13 protein-coding genes and 1 pseudogene are annotated in these 17950 nt (G+C 71.2%); 7 read left to right on the plus strand and 7 right to left on the minus strand.

The features are described 5' to 3' along the window. Window positions 1-24: 24 nt before the first annotated feature. Together ACFYR0_RS15170 and ACFYR0_RS15175 are read right to left on the minus strand one after the other, a co-directional pair. On the minus strand, window positions 25-1413 hold the full coding sequence (locus ACFYR0_RS15170) for a M16 family metallopeptidase (RefSeq protein WP_389326841.1): 1389 nt from the start codon (window positions 1411-1413) through the stop codon (window positions 25-27). Next, window positions 1410-2816, minus strand: coding sequence for a M16 family metallopeptidase (locus ACFYR0_RS15175; protein WP_389326843.1), 1407 nt, complete (start codon window positions 2814-2816; stop codon window positions 1410-1412). Before ACFYR0_RS15175 ends, ACFYR0_RS15170 begins: the two co-directional genes overlap by 4 nt. A gap of 236 nt (window positions 2817-3052) precedes the next feature. Between ACFYR0_RS15175 and ACFYR0_RS15180 the strand changes: the two genes are divergently transcribed. After that, a complete protein-coding gene (locus ACFYR0_RS15180) occupies window positions 3053-5509 on the plus strand; it encodes a DNA topoisomerase (ATP-hydrolyzing) subunit A (RefSeq protein WP_389326845.1) in 2457 nt (818 codons plus the stop codon). 127 nt (window positions 5510-5636) lie between these two features. On the opposite strand, the gene ACFYR0_RS15185 is transcribed toward ACFYR0_RS15180, so the two are convergent. Next, the gene (locus ACFYR0_RS15185) at window positions 5637-6833 is read right to left on the minus strand and encodes a CobW family GTP-binding protein (protein WP_389326848.1); all 1197 of its coding nucleotides are present in this window, start codon (window positions 6831-6833) and stop codon (window positions 5637-5639) included. 553 nt (window positions 6834-7386) lie between these two features. On the opposite strand from ACFYR0_RS15185, the gene ACFYR0_RS15190 reads away from it, so the two are divergent. Further along, window positions 7387-8010, plus strand: coding sequence for a DUF6082 family protein (locus ACFYR0_RS15190; RefSeq protein WP_389326851.1), 624 nt, complete (start codon window positions 7387-7389; stop codon window positions 8008-8010). 281 nt (window positions 8011-8291) lie between these two features. After that, entirely contained in the window at window positions 8292-8531 is a 240-nt protein-coding gene (locus ACFYR0_RS15195) for a hypothetical protein (RefSeq protein WP_386382806.1), read from the plus strand. Window positions 8532-8659: 128 nt separating this feature from the next. On the opposite strand, the gene ACFYR0_RS15200 is transcribed toward ACFYR0_RS15195, so the two are convergent. Beyond that, entirely contained in the window at window positions 8660-9829 is a 1170-nt protein-coding gene (locus ACFYR0_RS15200) for a citrate synthase/methylcitrate synthase (RefSeq protein ID WP_389326855.1), read from the minus strand. A gap of 109 nt (window positions 9830-9938) precedes the next feature. Between ACFYR0_RS15200 and ACFYR0_RS15205 the strand changes: the two genes are divergently transcribed. The 4 genes and pseudogenes from ACFYR0_RS15205 (at window position 9939) to ACFYR0_RS15220 (ending at window position 13137) form a co-directional block, all read left to right on the plus strand. Next, window positions 9939-11228: a citrate synthase gene (locus ACFYR0_RS15205; RefSeq protein ID WP_389326858.1), complete on the plus strand. Its 1290-nt coding sequence runs from the start codon at window positions 9939-9941 to the stop codon at window positions 11226-11228. Window positions 11229-11309: 81 nt separating this feature from the next. Beyond that, on the plus strand, window positions 11310-12251 hold the full coding sequence (locus ACFYR0_RS15210; protein WP_389326860.1) for a sucrase ferredoxin: 942 nt from the start codon (window positions 11310-11312) through the stop codon (window positions 12249-12251). A gap of 214 nt (window positions 12252-12465) precedes the next feature. Then, window positions 12466-12921, plus strand: a pseudogene (locus ACFYR0_RS15215) (histidine kinase); the annotation flags it as partial. A 69-nt stretch (window positions 12922-12990) separates the two neighbouring features. Continuing rightward, window positions 12991-13137 (plus strand): helix-turn-helix domain-containing protein, encoded by a 147-nt coding sequence (locus ACFYR0_RS15220; RefSeq protein WP_389327101.1) that lies wholly within the window; start codon window positions 12991-12993, stop codon window positions 13135-13137. A 128-nt stretch (window positions 13138-13265) separates the two neighbouring features. Here ACFYR0_RS15220 and ACFYR0_RS15225 read toward each other — a convergent pair whose 3' ends face one another. The 3 genes from ACFYR0_RS15225 to ACFYR0_RS15235 all read right to left on the minus strand — a co-directional run bounded on the left by ACFYR0_RS15225 (window position 13266) and on the right by ACFYR0_RS15235 (window position 17622). Continuing rightward, window positions 13266-14861, minus strand: a complete 1596-nt coding sequence (locus tag ACFYR0_RS15225) for a cation acetate symporter (RefSeq protein WP_389326863.1) — start codon at window positions 14859-14861, stop codon at window positions 13266-13268. Beyond that, window positions 14858-15409, minus strand: coding sequence for a DUF485 domain-containing protein (locus ACFYR0_RS15230; protein WP_389326866.1), 552 nt, complete (start codon window positions 15407-15409; stop codon window positions 14858-14860). Before ACFYR0_RS15230 ends, ACFYR0_RS15225 begins: the two co-directional genes overlap by 4 nt. A gap of 89 nt (window positions 15410-15498) precedes the next feature. After that, window positions 15499-17622 (minus strand): type IIA DNA topoisomerase subunit B, encoded by a 2124-nt coding sequence (locus ACFYR0_RS15235; RefSeq protein ID WP_389326869.1) that lies wholly within the window; start codon window positions 17620-17622, stop codon window positions 15499-15501. Window positions 17623-17950: the final 328 nt, after the last annotated feature.

Below are 17950 nucleotides of genomic sequence, written 5' to 3' on the forward strand. Positions count from 1 at the left end.
CCACGCGCGCGTGCCCTCACGTCCCTACTCGGCCGCCACGACGGTCACTTCACCGATGCCGAGGGCCTCCACCGGCTCCTTGATCTCCGCCGCGTCGCCGACCAGGACCGTCACCAGCCGGTCCACGGGGAAGGCGTTCACGACGGCCGCCGTGGCCTCCACCGTGCCGGTGGCGGCGAGCTGCTGATACAGCGTCGCCTGGAAGTCGTCGGGCAGGTGCTGCTCGACCTGGTCGGCCAGCGTGCCCGCGACCGCGGCGGCGGTCTCGTACTTGAGCGGCGCCACCCCGACCAGGTTCTGCACCGCGACGTCCCGCTCGGCGTCGGTCAGGCCCTCCGCCGCGAGCGTGCGCAGTACCGTCCACAGGTCCGCCAGGGCGGGGCCGGTGTTCGGGGTGTCGACGGAACCGCTGATGGCGAGCATCGACACGCCCGAGCCGTCGGGCGCGGAGCGCAGCACCTGGCCGAACGACCGCACGCCGTAGGTGTAGCCCTTCTCCTCGCGCAGGACGCGGTCCAGGCGGGAGGTGAGGGTACCGCCCAGGCAGTACGTGCCGAGGATCTGCGCGGGCCACACGCGGTCGTGCCGGTCGGACCCGACGCGGCCGATGAGCAGCTGCGTCTGGACGGCGCCGGGCCGGTCCACGATGACGACCCGGCCGGTGTCGTCGGCGGTCACCGCGGGGACCGGCCGGGGCGCGGCCTTGGAGCCCGTCCAGGCGCCCAGGGTGTCGCCGAGAAGCGCGTCCAGGTCGACGCCCTCCAGGTCGCCCACGACGACCGCCGTGGCCGTGCCGGGGCGCACGTGCCGCTCGTAGAAGGCGCGCACGGCCGCGGAGTCGATCGCGGTGACCGTCTCCTCGGAGCCCTGACGCGGGCGGGACATGCGCGAGTCGGCCGGGAACAGCTCCTTGGAGAGCTCCTTGGCCGCGCGCCGGGCCGGGTTGGCCAGCTCGTGCGGGATCTCGTCGAGACGGTTGGTCACCAGCCGCTCGATCTCGCTGTCGGCGAAGGCGGGGGCCCGCAGCGCGTCGGCGAGCAGGCCGAGCGCCTTGGCCAGCCGGGAGACGGGAACCTCCAGGCTGAGACGGACGCCTGGGTGGTCGGCGTGCGAGTCGAGGGTGGCGCCGCAGCGCTCCAGCTCGGCCGCGAAGTCCTCGGCGGAGTGCTTGTCGGTGCCCTCGGAGAAGGCCCGGGCCATGATCGTGGCCACGCCCTCCTGGGCGGCCGGCTCGGCGTCGAGCGGCGCGTCCAGGAGCACCTCGACGGCGACGACCTGCTGGCCGGGGCGGTGGCAGCGCAGCACGGTCAGGCCGTTGTCGAGGGTCCCGCGCGCGGGCGCCGGGAACGCCCAGGGCCGGGCGTCGCCGGGCTGCGGCTGGGGGTGGAAGTCCATGGTGGCGAGCTCGGTCACTTGGCCGTCTCCTCGTTCGTGTCGGCACCGGCCTCGACGGTGGCCTCGGCCTCCGGGTCCTCGGGGAAGTCCTCGTCCTCGGTGTGCTGCGCGGACTCCGGGGACAGCGGCTCGTAGACGAGCACCGCGCGGTTGTCGGGCCGCAGCCGGGCCGCGGCGACCTCGCGGACCTCCTCGGCCGACACCTCCAGCACGCGCTTCACCGCCGTCAGGGCGAGCTGCGGGTCGCCGAACAGCACGGCGAAACGGCACAGTTCGTCGGCCCGGCCCGCGACCGTGCCGAGCCGGTCCAGCCACTCGCGCTCCAACTGCGCCTGGGCGCGCTCCATCTCCTCGGCGGTCGGCCCCTCGGCGGCGAACCGCGCGAGCTCCTCGTCGATGGCGGCCTCGATGACCGGCACCTCGACGTCCCCGGAGGTCTTGACGTCCAGCCAGCCCAGCGAGGGCGCCCCGGCCAGGCGCAGCAGGCCGAAGCCGGCCGCGACGGCCGTACGGTCACGGCGTACCAGCCGGTTGTACAGGCGCGAGGACTCGCCGCCGCCGAGGACGGTGAGCGCGAGGTCGACGGCGTCGCACGCGCGCGTGCCGTCGTGCGGCAGCCGGTAGGCGGCCATCAGGGCCCGCGCGGGGACCTCCTCCTCGACGACCTCGCGCAGCTGCTCGCCGATGACGTCGGGGAGGGTGCCGTCGCGCGGGGCCGGCTTGCCGTCGTGGGCCGCGATGGAGCCGAAGTACTTCTCGATCCAGGCGAGGGTCTGCTCGGGGTCGATGTCGCCGACCACGGACAGGACCGCGTTGTTGGGCGCGTAGTACGTCCGGAAGAACGCGCGCGCGTCCTCCAGGGTCGCCGCGTCCAGGTCGGCCATCGAGCCGATGGGGGTGTGGTGGTACGGGTGGCCCTCGGGGTAGGCGAGGGCGGTCAGCTTCTCGAACGCGGTGCCGTAGGGCACGTTGTCGTAGCGCTGGCGGCGCTCGTTCTTGACGACGTCGCGCTGGTTCTCCATGGACTCGTCGTCCAGGGCCGCGAGCAGCGAGCCCATGCGGTCGGCCTCCAGCCAGAGGGCGAGCTCCAGCTGGTGGGTGGGCATGGTCTCGAAGTAGTTCGTGCGTTCGAAGCTGGTGGTGCCGTTGAGCGAGCCGCCCGCGCCCTGCACCAGCTCGAAGTGGCCGTTGCCCTTGACCTGTCCGGAGCCCTGGAACATCAGGTGCTCGAAGAGGTGAGCCAGACCGGTTCGTCCCTTGACCTCGTGGCGGGAACCGACGTCGTACCAGAGGCACACCGCCGCGACCGGGGTCAGGTGGTCCTCGGACAGCACCACGCGCAGGCCGTTGGCCAGTCGGTGCTCGGTCGCTGTCAGGCCCCCGGAGCCTGCCTGGTCTGTGGCCGTGTGACCCATGGGCATGTACGTCCCTTCGATCGCTGTCGCGGTCGCTGAAAACCGCTGTTCTCCTGCCGGTCCTGCCACTGTATGCAAGCGTGCGGACCACCGGTGGAGTTCCCGGCCGCCGTACGCCGAGAGCGAGATCCCGTAGCCTGCGGGCACGTGTGGCCGGGTCCTCGTCCGGTGTTGTCAGTACCGAGGTCCACAATGGTCCGCGTCAGATCCCGTTCACGCTTCAGATCAAGGAGCCGGCAGCGATGGCCCGCCGCAGCACGAAGACCCCGCCGCCCGACGAGTCGTTCGAGGAGAAGATCCTCGACATCGACGTCGTGGACGAGATGCAGGGCTCCTTCCTCGAGTACGCGTACTCGGTCATCTACTCCCGCGCCCTGCCGGACGCCCGCGACGGCCTCAAGCCGGTGCACCGCCGCATCGTCTACCAGATGAACGAGATGGGGCTGCGCCCCGAGCGCGGCTACGTGAAGTGCGCCCGGGTCGTCGGCGAGGTCATGGGCAAGCTCCACCCGCACGGCGACGCGTCGATCTACGACGCCCTGGTGCGAATGGCCCAGCCGTTCTCGATGCGGGTCCCGCTGGTCGACGGACACGGCAACTTCGGCTCGCTGGGCAACGACGACCCGCCCGCCGCCATGCGGTACACCGAGTGCCGGATGGCCGAGGCCACCAGCCTGATGACCGAGTCGATCGACGAGGACACGGTCGACTTCGCTCCGAACTACGACGGCCAGGAGCAGGAGCCGGTGGCCCTGCCCGCCGCCTTCCCGAACCTGCTGGTCAACGGCGCCTCGGGCATCGCCGTCGGTATGGCGACGAACATGCCGCCGCACAACCTGCGCGAGGTCATCGCGGCCGCCCGCCATCTGATCAAGTACCCGAACGCCGATCTCGACACCCTGATGCGGCACGTTCCGGGCCCGGATCTGCCCACCGGCGGCCGGGTCGTGGGCCTGGCCGGCATCCGCGACGCCTACGAGAGCGGCCGCGGCACCTTCAAGATCCGCGCCACGGTCGCCGTGGACACGGTCACAGCGCGCCGCAAGGGCCTGATCGTCACCGAGCTGCCGTTCACGGTCGGCCCGGAGAAGGTCATCGCCAAGATCAAGGACCTGGTCGGCTCGAAGAAGCTCCAGGGCATCGCCGACGTCAAGGACCTCACCGACCGCGAGCACGGCCTGCGCCTGGTCGTCGAGATCAAGAACGGCTTCGTGCCCGAGGCGGTCCTGGAGCAGCTCTACAAGCTGACGCCGATGGAGGAGTCCTTCGGCATCAACAACGTCGCGCTCGTCGACGGCCAGCCGCTCACCCTCGGCCTCAAGGAGCTGCTGGAGGTCTACCTCGACCACCGCTTCGAGGTCGTGCGGCGCCGCAGCGAGTACCGCCGCGGCAAGCGCCGCGACCGGCTGCACCTCGTCGAGGGCCTGCTCACCGCCCTGGTGGACATCGACGAGGTGATCCGCCTGATCCGCTCCAGCGAGAACTCCGCGCAGGCCAAGGAGCGCCTGATCGAGCGCTTCTCGCTCAGCGAGGTCCAGACGCAGTACATCCTCGACACGCCGCTGCGCCGCCTGACCAGGTTCGACCGGATCGAGCTGGAGTCGGAGAAGGACCGGCTGAACGCCGAGATCGAGGAGCTGACCCGGATCCTGGAGTCGGACACCGAGCTGCGCCGGCTGGTCTCCAACGAGCTGGCCGCGGTCGCCAAGAAGTTCGGCACCGACCGCCGTACGGTCCTGCTGGAGTCCGCGGGCGCCCCGGCCCCCACGGTGTCCCTCCAGGTCGCCGACGACCCGTGCCGGGTGCTGCTGTCCTCGACGGGCCTGATGGCGCGTACGGCGACGGGTGAGCTGCCGGAGGACACCGACGGGCGGCGCACCAAGCACGACGTGATCGTCTCGGCCGTGCCGGCCACCCAGCGGGGCGAGGTGGGTGTGGTCACCTCGTCCGGCCGGCTGCTGCGGCTGAACGTGATCGACCTGCCCCAGCTGCCGGACACGGCGACCGCGCCGAACCTGTCGGGCGGGGCGCCGCTCGCGGAGTTCGTCTCCCTGGAGGGCGACGAGACGATCGTCTGCCTGACCACGCTCGACGAGTCCTCCCCCGGTCTGGCGCTCGGCACCGAGCAGGGCGTGGTCAAGCGCGTCGTGCCCGACTACCCGTCGAACAAGGAGGAGCTGGAGGTCATCACCCTCAAGGACGGCGACCGGATCGTCGGCGGGGTGGAGCTGCGCACCGGCGAGGAGGATCTGGTCTTCATCACGGACGACGCGCAACTGCTGCGTTACCAGGCCGCGCAGGTGCGTCCGCAGGGCCGTCCGGCGGGCGGTATGGCGGGCATCAAGCTCACCGAGGGCGCGAAGGTCATCTCGTTCACGGCGGTGGACCCGGCGGCCGACGCGGTGGTCTTCACCGTGGCGGGCTCGCGCGGCACGCTGGACGACTCCGTGCAGACCACGGCCAAGCTGACCCCGTTCGACCAGTACCCGCGCAAGGGCCGGGCCACCGGTGGTGTGCGCTGCCAGCGGTTCCTGAAGGGCGAGGACTGTCTGTCCCTGGCCTGGGCGGGCCCCGCTCCGGCGCGAGCCGCGCAGAAGAACGGCACGCCGGTGGAGCTGCCCGAGCCCGATCCGCGCCGTGACGGCTCGGGGGTCTCGCTGGCGAAGACGGTGTCGGTGGTGGCGGGGCGGGTGTTGTAGGGCGGGCTTCTGGGGCGGGTCTTCCAGGGTGGGTGCCCTGGAAGGGCCGGTCTTCCGGAGGAGGCGTCCTCTGGAGGGGGGCTTTGGGAGGGTGCCCTCTGGTGGGCGCCTTCTCGGGGGCGGGCTTCTAAGGGCGCGTGTCTTCTGCGGGGCCGGGGTCGTCGCCCGGTTCCGCCGCCGGTTGCGGGCCGAGGTCGGCCTCGGGGTCGCGGACGTAGCGCAGAACGCCCCACATGCCGTGTTCGTCGGCGTGCGGGACGTCGCTCCTGCACGCGTCGAGCTCCTTGGCGAGGGCGGCCGCGTCGATACCGGAGCCGATGAGGACGAGCTGGGTCAGGCGGTCCTCGGCCTCCGCACCGGCCGCCCAGGGCTCCGGCCGGAACCGCAGGAACCGTCCCACGGCGTGCACGGCGTACCGGTTGCGCGGGTCGTGGGGTCCGAAGTCGACGTAGCCCTTGATCCGGTAGAGCCCCTCCGGTCGGCTGTCGAGGAAGCTCATCAAGCGGCGCGGGTCGAGGGGCAGTCCGGAGACGAAGGACACGCTGTCGTAGGCGGTGTGGAGGTGGCCGGCGTGACGGGCGTGGCCGTCGGCCGAGGGGTGGTCCGCGTGGTGGTGGCCGACGGCTCCCTCGGCCACCTCGCGGTCGTCGTGGGCCGTGTCGTCGTGCCGTTCGCGGCGTTCGTAGAGGTCGTCGAAGGAGAGCTGTCCGACGCGTTCCTCGGCGGGCCGGCAGTCGAAGAGGAACTCCGGGTCGATGCGGCCGTAGGCGGCGGGGACGACGGCCGCGCGGTCGGCGAGGGAGCGGACGAGGCCGATCACGCGCTCGGCGTCCGTCGCCCGGTCGGTCTTGTTCACCACGACCAGGTCGGCGAGGGCGAGATGCCGGTCGATCTCCGGGTGCCGCGCGCGCGTGTCGTCGAACTCGACCGCGTCCACGACCTCGACGAGCCCGCCGTAGACGATGTCCGGCAGCTCGCTGGCCAGCACCATCCGCACGAGTTCCTCGGGTTCGGCCAGGCCGCTGGCCTCGATGACGATGACGTCGATCCCGGCCGCGGGGTGGGCGAGCCGCTCCAGGTAGGCGTCTAGTTCGCTGGCGTCCACCGCGCAGCACAGGCAGCCGTTGCCGAGGGAGACGGTCGAGTCGCCCAGCGCGCCGGCCACGGCCAGGGCGTCGATCTCGATCGCGCCGAAGTCGTTGACGATCGCGCCGATACGGCTGCCTCCGCTGTGGTGCAGGAGGTGGTTGAGCAGTGTGGTCTTGCCGGAACCCAGGAATCCGGCTAGCACGACGACGGGGATCTGCCGCGGACTCTGACCCAATGTGCGACCTCTCTCGCGCCCACGCGCACACCGGATCGCAACCGTGCGCGCCTTTGAGGACTGACTGCCGCCCCAGGATACGAGCCGCAGGAAACCCGGTGTTGTGAACGATTGTTAGCAGCATTTGCGGGGCAGACGTCTGGCAAGGCGCCGGGGAGTGCGAGACGCGTGCGACCCTCGCATCCCTCCGTGCGCCTCCTCCCTCCGCCTCCCCGCCGATCAGAGCCGCTCGGCACTCTGGGAGACGGCCGGAGACGCCTGCCGTGGGCCGGGTCCGGGGTGAGTCGGCTCGAGGGGTTCTCGGGGCCGTCGGCTTTACGGGCTGTCGGAGCTGTCGGCTCGGCGCGCTGTCGGGGCTGTCGGCTCGGTGGCGTCGGCGAAGGGGGCTCGGCAGATCGGGGGAGGTACCCCCGCAGGCCAGGAAAGGCCCTGGACGCCAGAGTGCCTCCCGCTCGTCCACCGCACGACGCTCTGGCGCCACCCATCGCTCGCCGGATCCCCCGTCGACCCGCACCCGACGACCGGCGGCCTGCCGCACGATTCGGGGGTTGACATGGGCACACTGAGTTTTGGAGCACGGGGGCCGGGTACGGCGGTCGCCGCCGGCCTCGGGCTGATGACGGGAGCGCTCGTCACCCTGGCCGTCCACCGCCAGGCGCTCGCGACACTGACGACACGCCTGGAACGACTGGAGTCACTCGCCACCCGGCTGGACCGGCTGGAGACGCTCGCGTCACGCCTTGACCAGCTGGACCGGGCCGCCCGCGCCCAGCATCACGCCAACCTGGCCCATCAGCAGCGTCTGCACTGGGAGCTGCTGAGCAAGGCCATCGACGACCCCGAGCTCGCCGAGGTGCTCGACCTGTACGAACCTCCCGTCTCCCCCGGACGGCGACGCCAGTACCTCTTCGCCAACGCCCTCTACACGAACGCCCTGTTCTACTACCGCATCGGCAACATCAGTCGCGAGGAGTTCCACGGTTTCGTCCGCGGCATCCTGCAGAACCCCGTCGTACGCGAGTACTGGTACGCCACCAGCCACCAACGGGCCACCATCGCCGACGACTCCGACGAGGCCGAGCTCGGCCGCATGGTGGACGAACTCCTCGCACAGCTGGAGGAGGCGGACGGGGACGAGTGGTGGGTGGTGGGAGAGCCGCCGGAGGCGCCGGAGTAGCGGGGGGCGTAGAGGAGGCTTCTGAGCCGGGGGTGGGGGCGGGACGCCGGGGGCGTGAACCGCGTTCACAGCGGAAATCACACCCCCGGCCCATAACGAACCTGTGAAGTCCCCAGTTGTCAGAGTCGCCACAGGAGTTGACTCACGCATGACCGTGCCGAGGGCGACTCCGCAGCACTCGCTTGCACCACCGCTTGGAGAGCCGCACCCCACAGGGCCGCCCTCGTTCCACGGTCGCCCGTGCAGGCTCTTCCGTACGCGACACCAGAGGGAATCCAACAGTGAGTCAGATCATCCGTCGGATCGGCGTCTCCCCGCGCGCCAGAGGCAGCGTGAGTGGAGCGAACTGCCCCGACATCTTCGAGTTGGCCGACGGCAACTTCGCGGTCATCGGAACGGACGCCACGGACTCACTCGAACCCGACCTGCCCTCGGACGCCTCACGCGCGGACTACGAGCGCATCGTCGTCATCAGCCGCGAGACCCTCGTCCGCGCGAAGGCCGACATCCCCGACGTCTGATCCGGCCTTGCCGGGGGCCCGGCGTCGTCCCCCGTACGACGCCGGGGCCCCGGCCCGTTCCCGGGCAGGCCCGCCCCTTGAGCGGCCCAGGCCTGCCCCATGCCTGCCCCAAGCCTTCCGGCTCGGCCTCAGGCGGCCCGGCCGGGAACCGGTACCGGCGGCACCGGCCCGACGTACCGCGCCGCAGGCCGGATGATCTTCGAGTCCTCGGCCTGCTCCAGGATGTTCGCGCTCCAGCCCACCACCCGCGCCGCCGCGAAGGTCGGTGTGAACATCTGCCGCGGCAGCCCGCACAGTTCCATGACGAGGCCCGCGTAGAACTCGACGTTGGTGTGCAGCTCGCGGCCCGGCTTCAGCTCGGCGAGCACCGCCTCGACCCCACGCTCGACCTGCACGGCGAACTCCACCCGCTCGCCCCCGAACCCCTGCGCGATCTCCCGCAGCATCCTCGAACGGGGGTCCTCGGTGCGGTACACCGCGTGCCCGAAGCCCATGATCCGGTCGCCCGCGAGGACGCGCTCCCGCACCCATGGGTCGATACGGTCCGGCGTGCCGATGGCGTCCAGAGTGTCGAGCGCACGGCTGGGGGCACCGCCGTGCAGCGGACCGGAGAGCGCGCCGACAGCGCCCACGAGGCAGGCGGCGACGTCCGCGCCGGTCGAGGCAACCACGCGCGCCGTGAAGGTTGACGCATTGAATCCGTGGTCAATAGTTGAGATCAAGTATTGCTCGACGGCACGGGCATGCCGCGGGTCGGGCTCCGAACCGGTCAACATGTACAGGTAGTTGGCCGCGTACGACAGATCCTCACGGGGCTGGACGGGATCAAGTCCCTGGCCCAGCCGGTGCAGTGCCGTCAACAGCGTCGGCACCGCGGCGGTCGCCGTCACGACGTCCACCCGTCGCTGCGCCGCGTCGATGTCGTACACGGGCCGGAAGCCCTTGGCGGCCCCCAGCAGCGACAGCGCCGTACGCAGACCCGCGAGCGGACCGGATCGGCCGCCGCCCGCCGCGATCGCGGACAGCGCCGCCGCCACCTCGTCGGGCAGCCGCCGCAGCGCGGCGGTCTCGGCGGCGAACGCGGCGCTCCGCCCGGCATCGGGGAGCTCGCCGTGGACCAGGAGATGCCAGACGTCCTCGAAGCCGCGGGTCTGCGCTAGCTCGACGGCCGAGTACTGGCGGTAGTGGTAGAAGCCCTCGTGTCCTCGTACGTCGCCGATCTCGGTGTCGGTGACGACGACGCCCGAGAGCCCTCGCGGTACGTCGACAAGAGTTGATGCGGACCGGTTGACGGACATGTTTCCTCCCTGGACTTGATTTGACTGTCCATGGTTGACTCTATGCCTGTCAATATTGATTGAATCAATATAAAATCAATGCTTCACAGATGTGGATACGGTGGCCGCCATGCGCGATCAGCAAGCTGGTACCGGCCCCTCGGAGCGACGCCTGAGCACAAAGGAGGCCGCCGAGGTGCTCGGTGTGAAGCCCGAGACGGTGTACGCCTACGTCAGCCGCGGCCAGCTCAGCAGCCGTCGCTCGCCCAGCGGCCGCGGCAGCACTTTCGCCGCCGAGGAGGTCGAGGCGCTCGCCCGGCGCAACAGGCGTGAGAGCGCGGTGAGTCAGAGCGCCGGCGGCGAGCTGTCCGTGCGCACCCGCATCACGCTCATCGAGGCGGACCGGTACTACTTCCGGGGCGTCGACGCGTCCGAACTGGCCGTGCGCCACTCCTACGAGGAGATCGCCGAGTGGCTGTGGACGGGCCGGATGCGGTCCGGGGTCACCTTCACCGCTCCCGAGGCCTCCATGGCCGTGGCGCGCCAGGCCGTCGACGCGCTGCCCGAACACGCCGGACCCACCGACCGGTTGCGCGTCGCCGCCATCGCCGCCGCCACCGCGGACCCGCTGCGTTTCGACCTGTCCGAGGAGGCGGTGCTCGGCACCGCGCGCACCCTGATCCCGACGATCGTCGACGCCCTGCCGCCGGTGCTGCTGGGCGCGAGCCGGCCCGACAGTCCGCTCGCCCACCGCCTGTGGACCCGGCTGTCCGGCAAACAGCCCGACGAGGCGTCGCTGCGCGTCCTGGACACGGCGCTCGGCCTCCTCGCCGACCACGACCTGGCCGCCTCCACCCTCGCGGTGCGGGTCGCCGCCTCGGCGCGCGCACACGCCTACGCGGCGGTCTCTGCGGGGCTGGGCGTGATCGAGGGCCCGCTGCACGGCGCGGCCAGCGGGCTCGCCCACCGCATGCTGCTGGAGGTGCTCGACCAGGGCGACGCGGCACCCGTGGTCGCCGACGAACTGCGCGCGGGACGCCGCGTGCCCGGCCTCGGTCACCGGCTCTACTCCGGTGAGGACCCGCGCGCGCGGGTCCTGTTCGGTCTCCTGGAGGAGATCCCAAACGCCGGACCCGCCCTCGCCGCCGCCCGCCACGTCGTGGAGACGGCCGCGCGCCACACCCCGCTGCACGCCAACGTGGACCTCGCCCTGGCCGTCTTCACGGCGTCCGCCGGGATGTCGTCCACGGCGGGCGAGACGATCTTCGCGGTGGCCCGCACGGCCGGCTGGATCGCGCACGCGCTGGAGGAGTACGGCGAGCGCCCGCTGAGGATGCGGCCCAGCGGCCTCTACGTCGGCCCCAAACCGCCCCAGCCGCTGCCGGGCGGCGGCGGCGAATCACCACCGCCCCACCCGTAACGGGGCGTCTCGGCCCCCGCGCCGGAGGACACGGGCCCTCCAGGAAGTCATGCCGAGCCAAGTCAGGTTAGGCTCACCTCTGTGAGTACGTGTGCAAGCGTCTCGCGGGACTTCGACGAGCCCGTTACCGGGACCGCGGCCCCCGCGAAGACCTGGCTGCTGCTGGAACAGCCCGGCCCGTGGGGTGCCCGAGCTCTCACCTCCAGCCACCTCGACCCCGTCCTCGGGCGCGCCCTCGAGGCCGCCGCGAAGGGCACGGGCGTGCGCATCGCGCTCATCCGCCGGTCCGGCCGTCACGCCGACAGCCACTCGCCGTCCGTGCGCCGGGTGTACGTCTCGCACACCGTGCCGGGCAACGTCTGGCTGCGCGAGGCCACCACCGTCGACCCGCGACGGCTCCTGGACCTGGACTTCACCGCGCTCGGCCGGGGCGACCACAGCTCCTTCGACGCCGTCCTGGACGGCCGCCGCCACACGGGCGGCCCGCTCGCGCTCGTGTGCACCAACGGCAAGCGAGACCGCTGCTGCGCCCTCCTCGGCCGCCCGCTCGCGGCCGAACTCACGGCCTCGGGCGTCGACGGGGTCTGGGAGGTCACCCATCTGGGTGGTCACCGCTTCTCCCCCACCGTGCTCGTCCTGCCCTACGGCTACGCGTACGGCCGTGCCGAGGCTCACACCGTCAGGGAGGCCCTGCACGGTGTCCGCGAGGGCCGGGTGGCCATGGACGGATGCCGCGGTGCCTCCGCCTGGGAGCGTCCCGGCCAGGCGGCGGAACTGGCCGTGCGCGAGGCGGTCGGCGAGTACGCCGCCGAGGCGCTCACCGTCGTACGGACGGACGGCGCGGCTCCCCGCTGGGAGGTCACCGTCGGGCACGTCGACGGGCGGCACTGGCGGGTGACCGTGGCGCAGGGTGCGTCCCAGCCGCCGCGTCCGGAGAGCTGCGGGACGTCGATCCTGGGGGCGCCCGCGCGGATGGACGTGGTGGCCGTACGGGAGCTGATTGCGGCAGCACTGGCGAGCTGACGCCCTGCCCCACAGTTGGATCGCCACCGCCACTCCGTCCGTGTTGATCAACTCTCGACGGCCGATCAATGCCACGCATCGACCCATGCACTGGGTTGACTGGGTTGACCCACCGCACCACGTTGACTCGCGTCCGGCCCGCCTCTCGGCCGGCTCAAGAGATCAAGCCCACACCATTGCGGCAGTCCCGGTGCGTCCACGTACCGTCGTGGCCATCCCCACCACTCCCCCCGCACGCCGCCTGCGGCTCGGCCTGCCGCGCCGGGTGTTCTCGCAGGTGCTGCCCATGCAGGTGGCGATCGCCGCAGGAGTCGCGGTGCTCGCGACCGGCCTGTTCCTCGCTCCGCTCGGTGAACAGCTGGACGACCAGACGATGCGCCGCGCGCACGCCATCGCACAGACGACCGCCGCCCAGCCGCAGGTCGCCGAGGATGTGGTCCGCACGTCCGCGACACCCGACAGGCCCGTGCAGCGGGAGGCGGAGCACATCCGGGAGGCCACCGGGGTCGAGTGCGTCGTGGTGATGGACCGACGGGGCGTACGCTGGTCGCACACCGGGCCCAGGGCGATCGGCGGCACGGTTTCCACCGACCCCAGCCAGGCGCTCGCGGGCCACGAGGTGATGGAGATCTACGACGGCGCCCTGGGCCGCTCCGCCCGCGGCAAGGTGTCCGCCGCGACGGAGCCTGATCTGCCCAAGGGCCCCTTCACCACCGCGGAACTGGTGCGTCAGGCCCTGATGGACGCCGACGGCCCGCTGTCGGCCCAGGAGATCGCCGAGCGCACGGGGCTGAGCCGCCAGACCGCCCAGCGCTGTCTGAAGCTCCTGGAGCGCACCGGCCGCGCCACGCCGACCCTCGAGTACGGCGACGCGGCCCGCACCTGACACGGCCTGAAGCGCGGGGGCCGACGGCACCGAGGTCAGGGCGCGGCCGAGGCACCGCGCCCGGTCGGCGAGCGCACCATGAACACGGCGGGCCGCCCCACGGCTGGCCTCATCCGGCCCAGCGCCCGCTACACCGCGCCCGCGCCCGTGAGCGACCTCACCTCGGTCTCGGCGTGCTTCGCCTCGTCCGCCTTCTCTGCGGAGGTCACCGTGCCGATCCAGCCCGCGAGGAAGCCGAGCGGGATGGAGACCAGGCCCGGGTTCTGGAGCGGGAAGAGCTGGAAGTCGACAGCCGGGAAGAGCGCGTCGGGACTGCCCGACACCACGGGTGACAGCAGTACCAGCACCACGGCGGGGATCAGTCCGCCGTAGACCGACCACACGGCTCCGCGCGTGGTGAAGCCGCGCCAGAAGAGCGAGTACAGCAGGACGGGCAGGTTCGCGGACGCGGCGACCGCGAACGCCAGGCCGACCAGGAACGCGACGTTCAGGTCGCGGGCCAGCAGACCCAGCCCGATCGCGATCACCCCGATGCCGACCGCGGCGACCCTGGCCACGGCCACCTCGCTGCGCGGCGGCCGGGTGCGGCGACGCCGCAGGGACGCGTAAAGGTCGTGGGCGACGGAGGCCGACGAGGCGAGGGTGATCCCGGCGACCACCGCCAGGATGGTGGCGAAGGCGATGGCGGCGACGATGGCGAAGAGCACCGTGCCGCCCATGGAGTCCGCGCCGCCGCCGAGGTCGAGGGCGAGCAGCGGTACGGCCGTGTTCCCCGCCGCGTTCGAGCCGCGTACGGCGTCCGGTCCCACGACGGCGGCGGCGCCGAAGCCGAGCACGATCGTCATCAGGTAGAAGCCGCCGATGAGCCCGATCGACCAGACCACCGACCGTCGGGCGGCCCGCGCGGTGGGCACGGTGTAGAACCGGGACAGGATGTGCGGCAGTCCGGCCGTGCCCAGCACGAGGGCCAGGCCGAGGCTGATGAAGTCGAAGCGGGCGGTCCAGTCGCCGCCGTACTTCAGCCCGGGGGCGAGGAACTTGGCGCCGTGGCCGCTGCGTTCGGCCGCGCTGCGCAGAAGGTGGTCGAAGTCCCCGTGGAACCGCAGCAGTACGAGCACGGTCAGGGCGATCGCCCCGCCCATGAGCAGGACCGCTTTGACGATCTGGATCCAGGTGGTGGCTCGCATCCCTCCCATCGAGACATAGACGACCATCAGTGCACCGACCACGACGACGGTCCAGGCCTGCGCCGCCTCGCTGGTGCCGCCCAGCAGCAGTGCGACCAGGCTGCCCGCACCCACCATCTGCGCCACCAGATAGAGAACGGACACGACGACCGAGGAAGTTCCCGCCGCGATCCGCACCGGCCGCTCACGCATCCGCGCGGCGACCACGTCGGCGAGTGTGAACCGCCCGCAGTTGCGCACCAGCTCGGCGACCAGGAACAGCACCACCAGCCAGGCGACCAGGAAGCCGACCGAGTACAGCAGCCCGTCGTAACCGAACAGGGCGATCAGGCCCGAGATGCCGAGGAAGGACGCGGCCGACATGTAGTCGCCCGCGATGGCGAATCCGTTCTCCATCGGCGAGAACAGCCGCCCGCCCGCGTAGAACTCCTCCGCCGAACCCTGCCGGTTGCGGCTCACCCAGGTGGTGATCGCCAGAGTGACGGCGATGAACACGCTGAACAGCGCCAACGCCAGCGTCTGGTGATCGTCCGTCACCGTGCACCGCCTCGGACGCCGCGCGTCAGTTCCTGGGTGTCCCAGCGCAGTTCGAGGGCCGCACGGTCCCGGCACAGGCGGGCGTGCCGGGCGTAGGCCCAGGTGAGGGCGAAGGTCGTGAGGAACTGTCCGAGCCCGGCGAGCATCGCCACGTTCACGGCTCCCGCGACCGGACGGGCCATCAGGCCGGGCGCGGTCGTGGCCGCGACGACATAGCCCAGGTACCAGGCGAGGAAGGCGACGACGGCCGGCACCACGAACCTGCGGTAGCGGCTGCGCACCTCCTGGAAGGCCGCGCTGCGCTGGACCTCCAGGTACACGTCGGCCGCGGCGAGTGCGGTGCGGCCGCCCTCCGCGCGCGCGGGGGACACGGCGCCGACGGGTCCGGCCGACTCCCCCCAGCCCGCCGCGAGCGCGTCGTACCAGGGGTCGTCGTAGCCCATGGGCTCCGGCGCGTCGGCGGACGGATCTGTCGCGGTGTCACGGGTGTCCGCCGGTCTTCCCGGACCGCCCCCGTGCACGCGGGGGCGACCATTGCTTGAGTGCATGTCCAAGGATGGACAGAACGGGAAGATCCCCGACTCTTCTTCCTCGGGCGCTTCACCCCTTCAGGTGAAGCGCCCGAGGCCGGGGACGGTCAGGCGTCGATACGGGACCGGTCCAGCGTCGCCGCGGAGCTGGAGATGAACTCCTTGCGCGGCGCCACGTCGTTGCCCATGAGGAGGTCGAAGACCTGCTCGGCCGCTTCCAGGTCGGACAGGTTGATCCGGCGCAGGGTGCGGTGGCGCGGGTCCATGGTGGTCTCGGCCAGCTGGTCGGCGTCCATCTCGCCCAGACCCTTGTAGCGCTGGATCGAGTCCTTGTAGCGGACGCCCTTGCTCTGGAACTCCATGAGGGTGTCGCGCAGTTCGCGGTCCGAGTACGTGTAGACGTATTTGTCCTGCCCCTTCTTGGGCTGGACGAGCTCGATCCGGTGCAGCGGCGGCACCGCGGCGAAGACCCGGCCGGCCTCGACCATGGGCCGCATGTAGCGCTGGAAGAGCGTCAGGAGGAGGCAGCGGATGTGGGAGCCGTCCACATCGGCGTCGGTCATCATGATGATCTTGCCGTAGCGGGCCGCGTCGATGTCGAAGGTGCGGCCCGACCCGGCACCTATGACCTGGATGATCGCGCCGCACTCGGCGTTCTTCAGCATGTCCGTGACGGACGACTTCTGGACGTTGAGGATCTTGCCGCGGATCGGCAGCAGCGCCTGGAACTCGGAGTTCCGGGCGAGCTTGGCGGTACCGAGCGCGGAGTCTCCCTCGACGATGAACAGCTCGCTGCGGTCGACGTCGTCGCTGCGGCAGTCGGCCAGCTTCGCGGGCAGCGACGAGGACTCCAGGGCCGTCTTGCGGCGCTGGGCGTCCTTGTGCTGGCGGGCCGCGATACGCGTACGGGCCGCGGCGACGATCTTCTCCAGGACCACCCGGGACTGCTGGGCGGCGTCACGCTTGGTGGCCGTGAGGAACGCCTTGAGCTCCTTGGTCACCACGCCGTTCACGATGCGGCGGGCCGCCGAGGTGCCGAGCACCTCCTTGGTCTGCCCCTCGAACTGCGGCTCGGCGAGACGGACCGTGACGACCGCGGTCAGACCTTCCAGGGCGTCGTCCTTGACCACGTCGTCCTCGGCGACGCGCAGCAGCTTCTTGGTGCGCAGGACCTCGTTGATCGTGCCGGTCACGGCCGACTCGAAGCCGGCCACGTGCGTGCCGCCCTTGGGGGTGGCGATGATGTTGACGAACGACCTGACGGTCGTGTCGTACCCGGTGCCCCACCGCAGGGCGACGTCGACGACCAGCTCACGGGTGACCTGGGTGGGGGTCATCTGGCCGTGCTCGTCGAGCACCGGGACGGTCTCCTTGAAGGTGCCCTGCCCGGTGAAGCGGAGGATGTCGCAGATGGCCTTGTCACTGGCCAGGTACTCGCAGAACTCGCTGATGCCGCCGTCGTAGCGGAAGGACTCCTCGCCCTTGCTGCCGCCCTCGCCGAGACCGAACTCGTCGCGCACGACGATGGTCAGGCCGGGCACCAGGAAGGCGGTCTGCCGGGCGCGCTGGTGGAGGGTCTCCAGGGCGAGCTTGGCGTCCTTGAGGAAGATCTGGCGGTCGGCCCAGTAGCGCACGCGCGTGCCGGTACGCGTCCTCGGCAGCTTCTTGGTCCTGCGCAGTCCGCCCTTGGCCTCGAACTTCGCGTCCGGGCCGACGCCGGCGAACGCTCCGGGGACACCGCGCCGGAAGCTGATGGCGTGGGTGTGACCACTACGGTCGACCTCGACGTCCAGGCGGGCGGACAGGGCGTTGACGACCGAGGCTCCGACGCCGTGCAGACCGCCGGAGGCCGCGTAGGAGCCACCGCCGAACTTTCCGCCGGCGTGGAGCTTGGTCATCACGACCTCGACGCCCGACAGACCGGTCTTGGGCTCGACGTCGACCGGGATGCCGCGGCCGTTGTCGCGCACCTCCACCGAGCCGTCGTCGTGCAGGATCACCTCGATGTGGTCGCAGTAGCCCCCGAGGGCCTCGTCCACGGAGTTGTCGATGATCTCCCACAGACAGTGCATGAGACCACGACTGTCGGTGGATCCGATGTACATACCCGGGCGCTTGCGCACAGCCTCGAGGCCCTCGAGGACGAGGAGGTGCCGCGCGGTGTAGTTGGAACCGTCCCGGTCTGCTCCTGCCAGCAGCGCTGTGGACGGCACGGACGTTTCGGCGGTCACGCGGTTCGCTCCTCGCTGAATTTCAGTTGGGGCCCTTCTGGGTAAGGGCGCGGCTTCGGTCGCCGCTCAGAGGGTACCGAGGCCTGGTAGAGCCGTTGTAACGCCACCCTCGTCCGAAACACAGCCTAGTCCAGTATCGCATGGGTGTTCGATCCCTCGATGGAGTGAAGCAGGAATCACGTTCCCTTCGGCGCATGAACCATTTAGGCTCCGGGCACGTCCTCATGAACAACCGGCAACCCAGCCGGGAGGACCGAGACCCGACACAGCGCGAACCCGTACGACTCATAGACACGCGATACGGCACATTCGCCGCCAACCGGCAGCA

This window comes from Streptomyces sp. NPDC005017 (genome assembly GCF_042873115.1).
GTDB lineage: Bacteria > Actinomycetota > Actinomycetes > Streptomycetales > Streptomycetaceae > Streptomyces.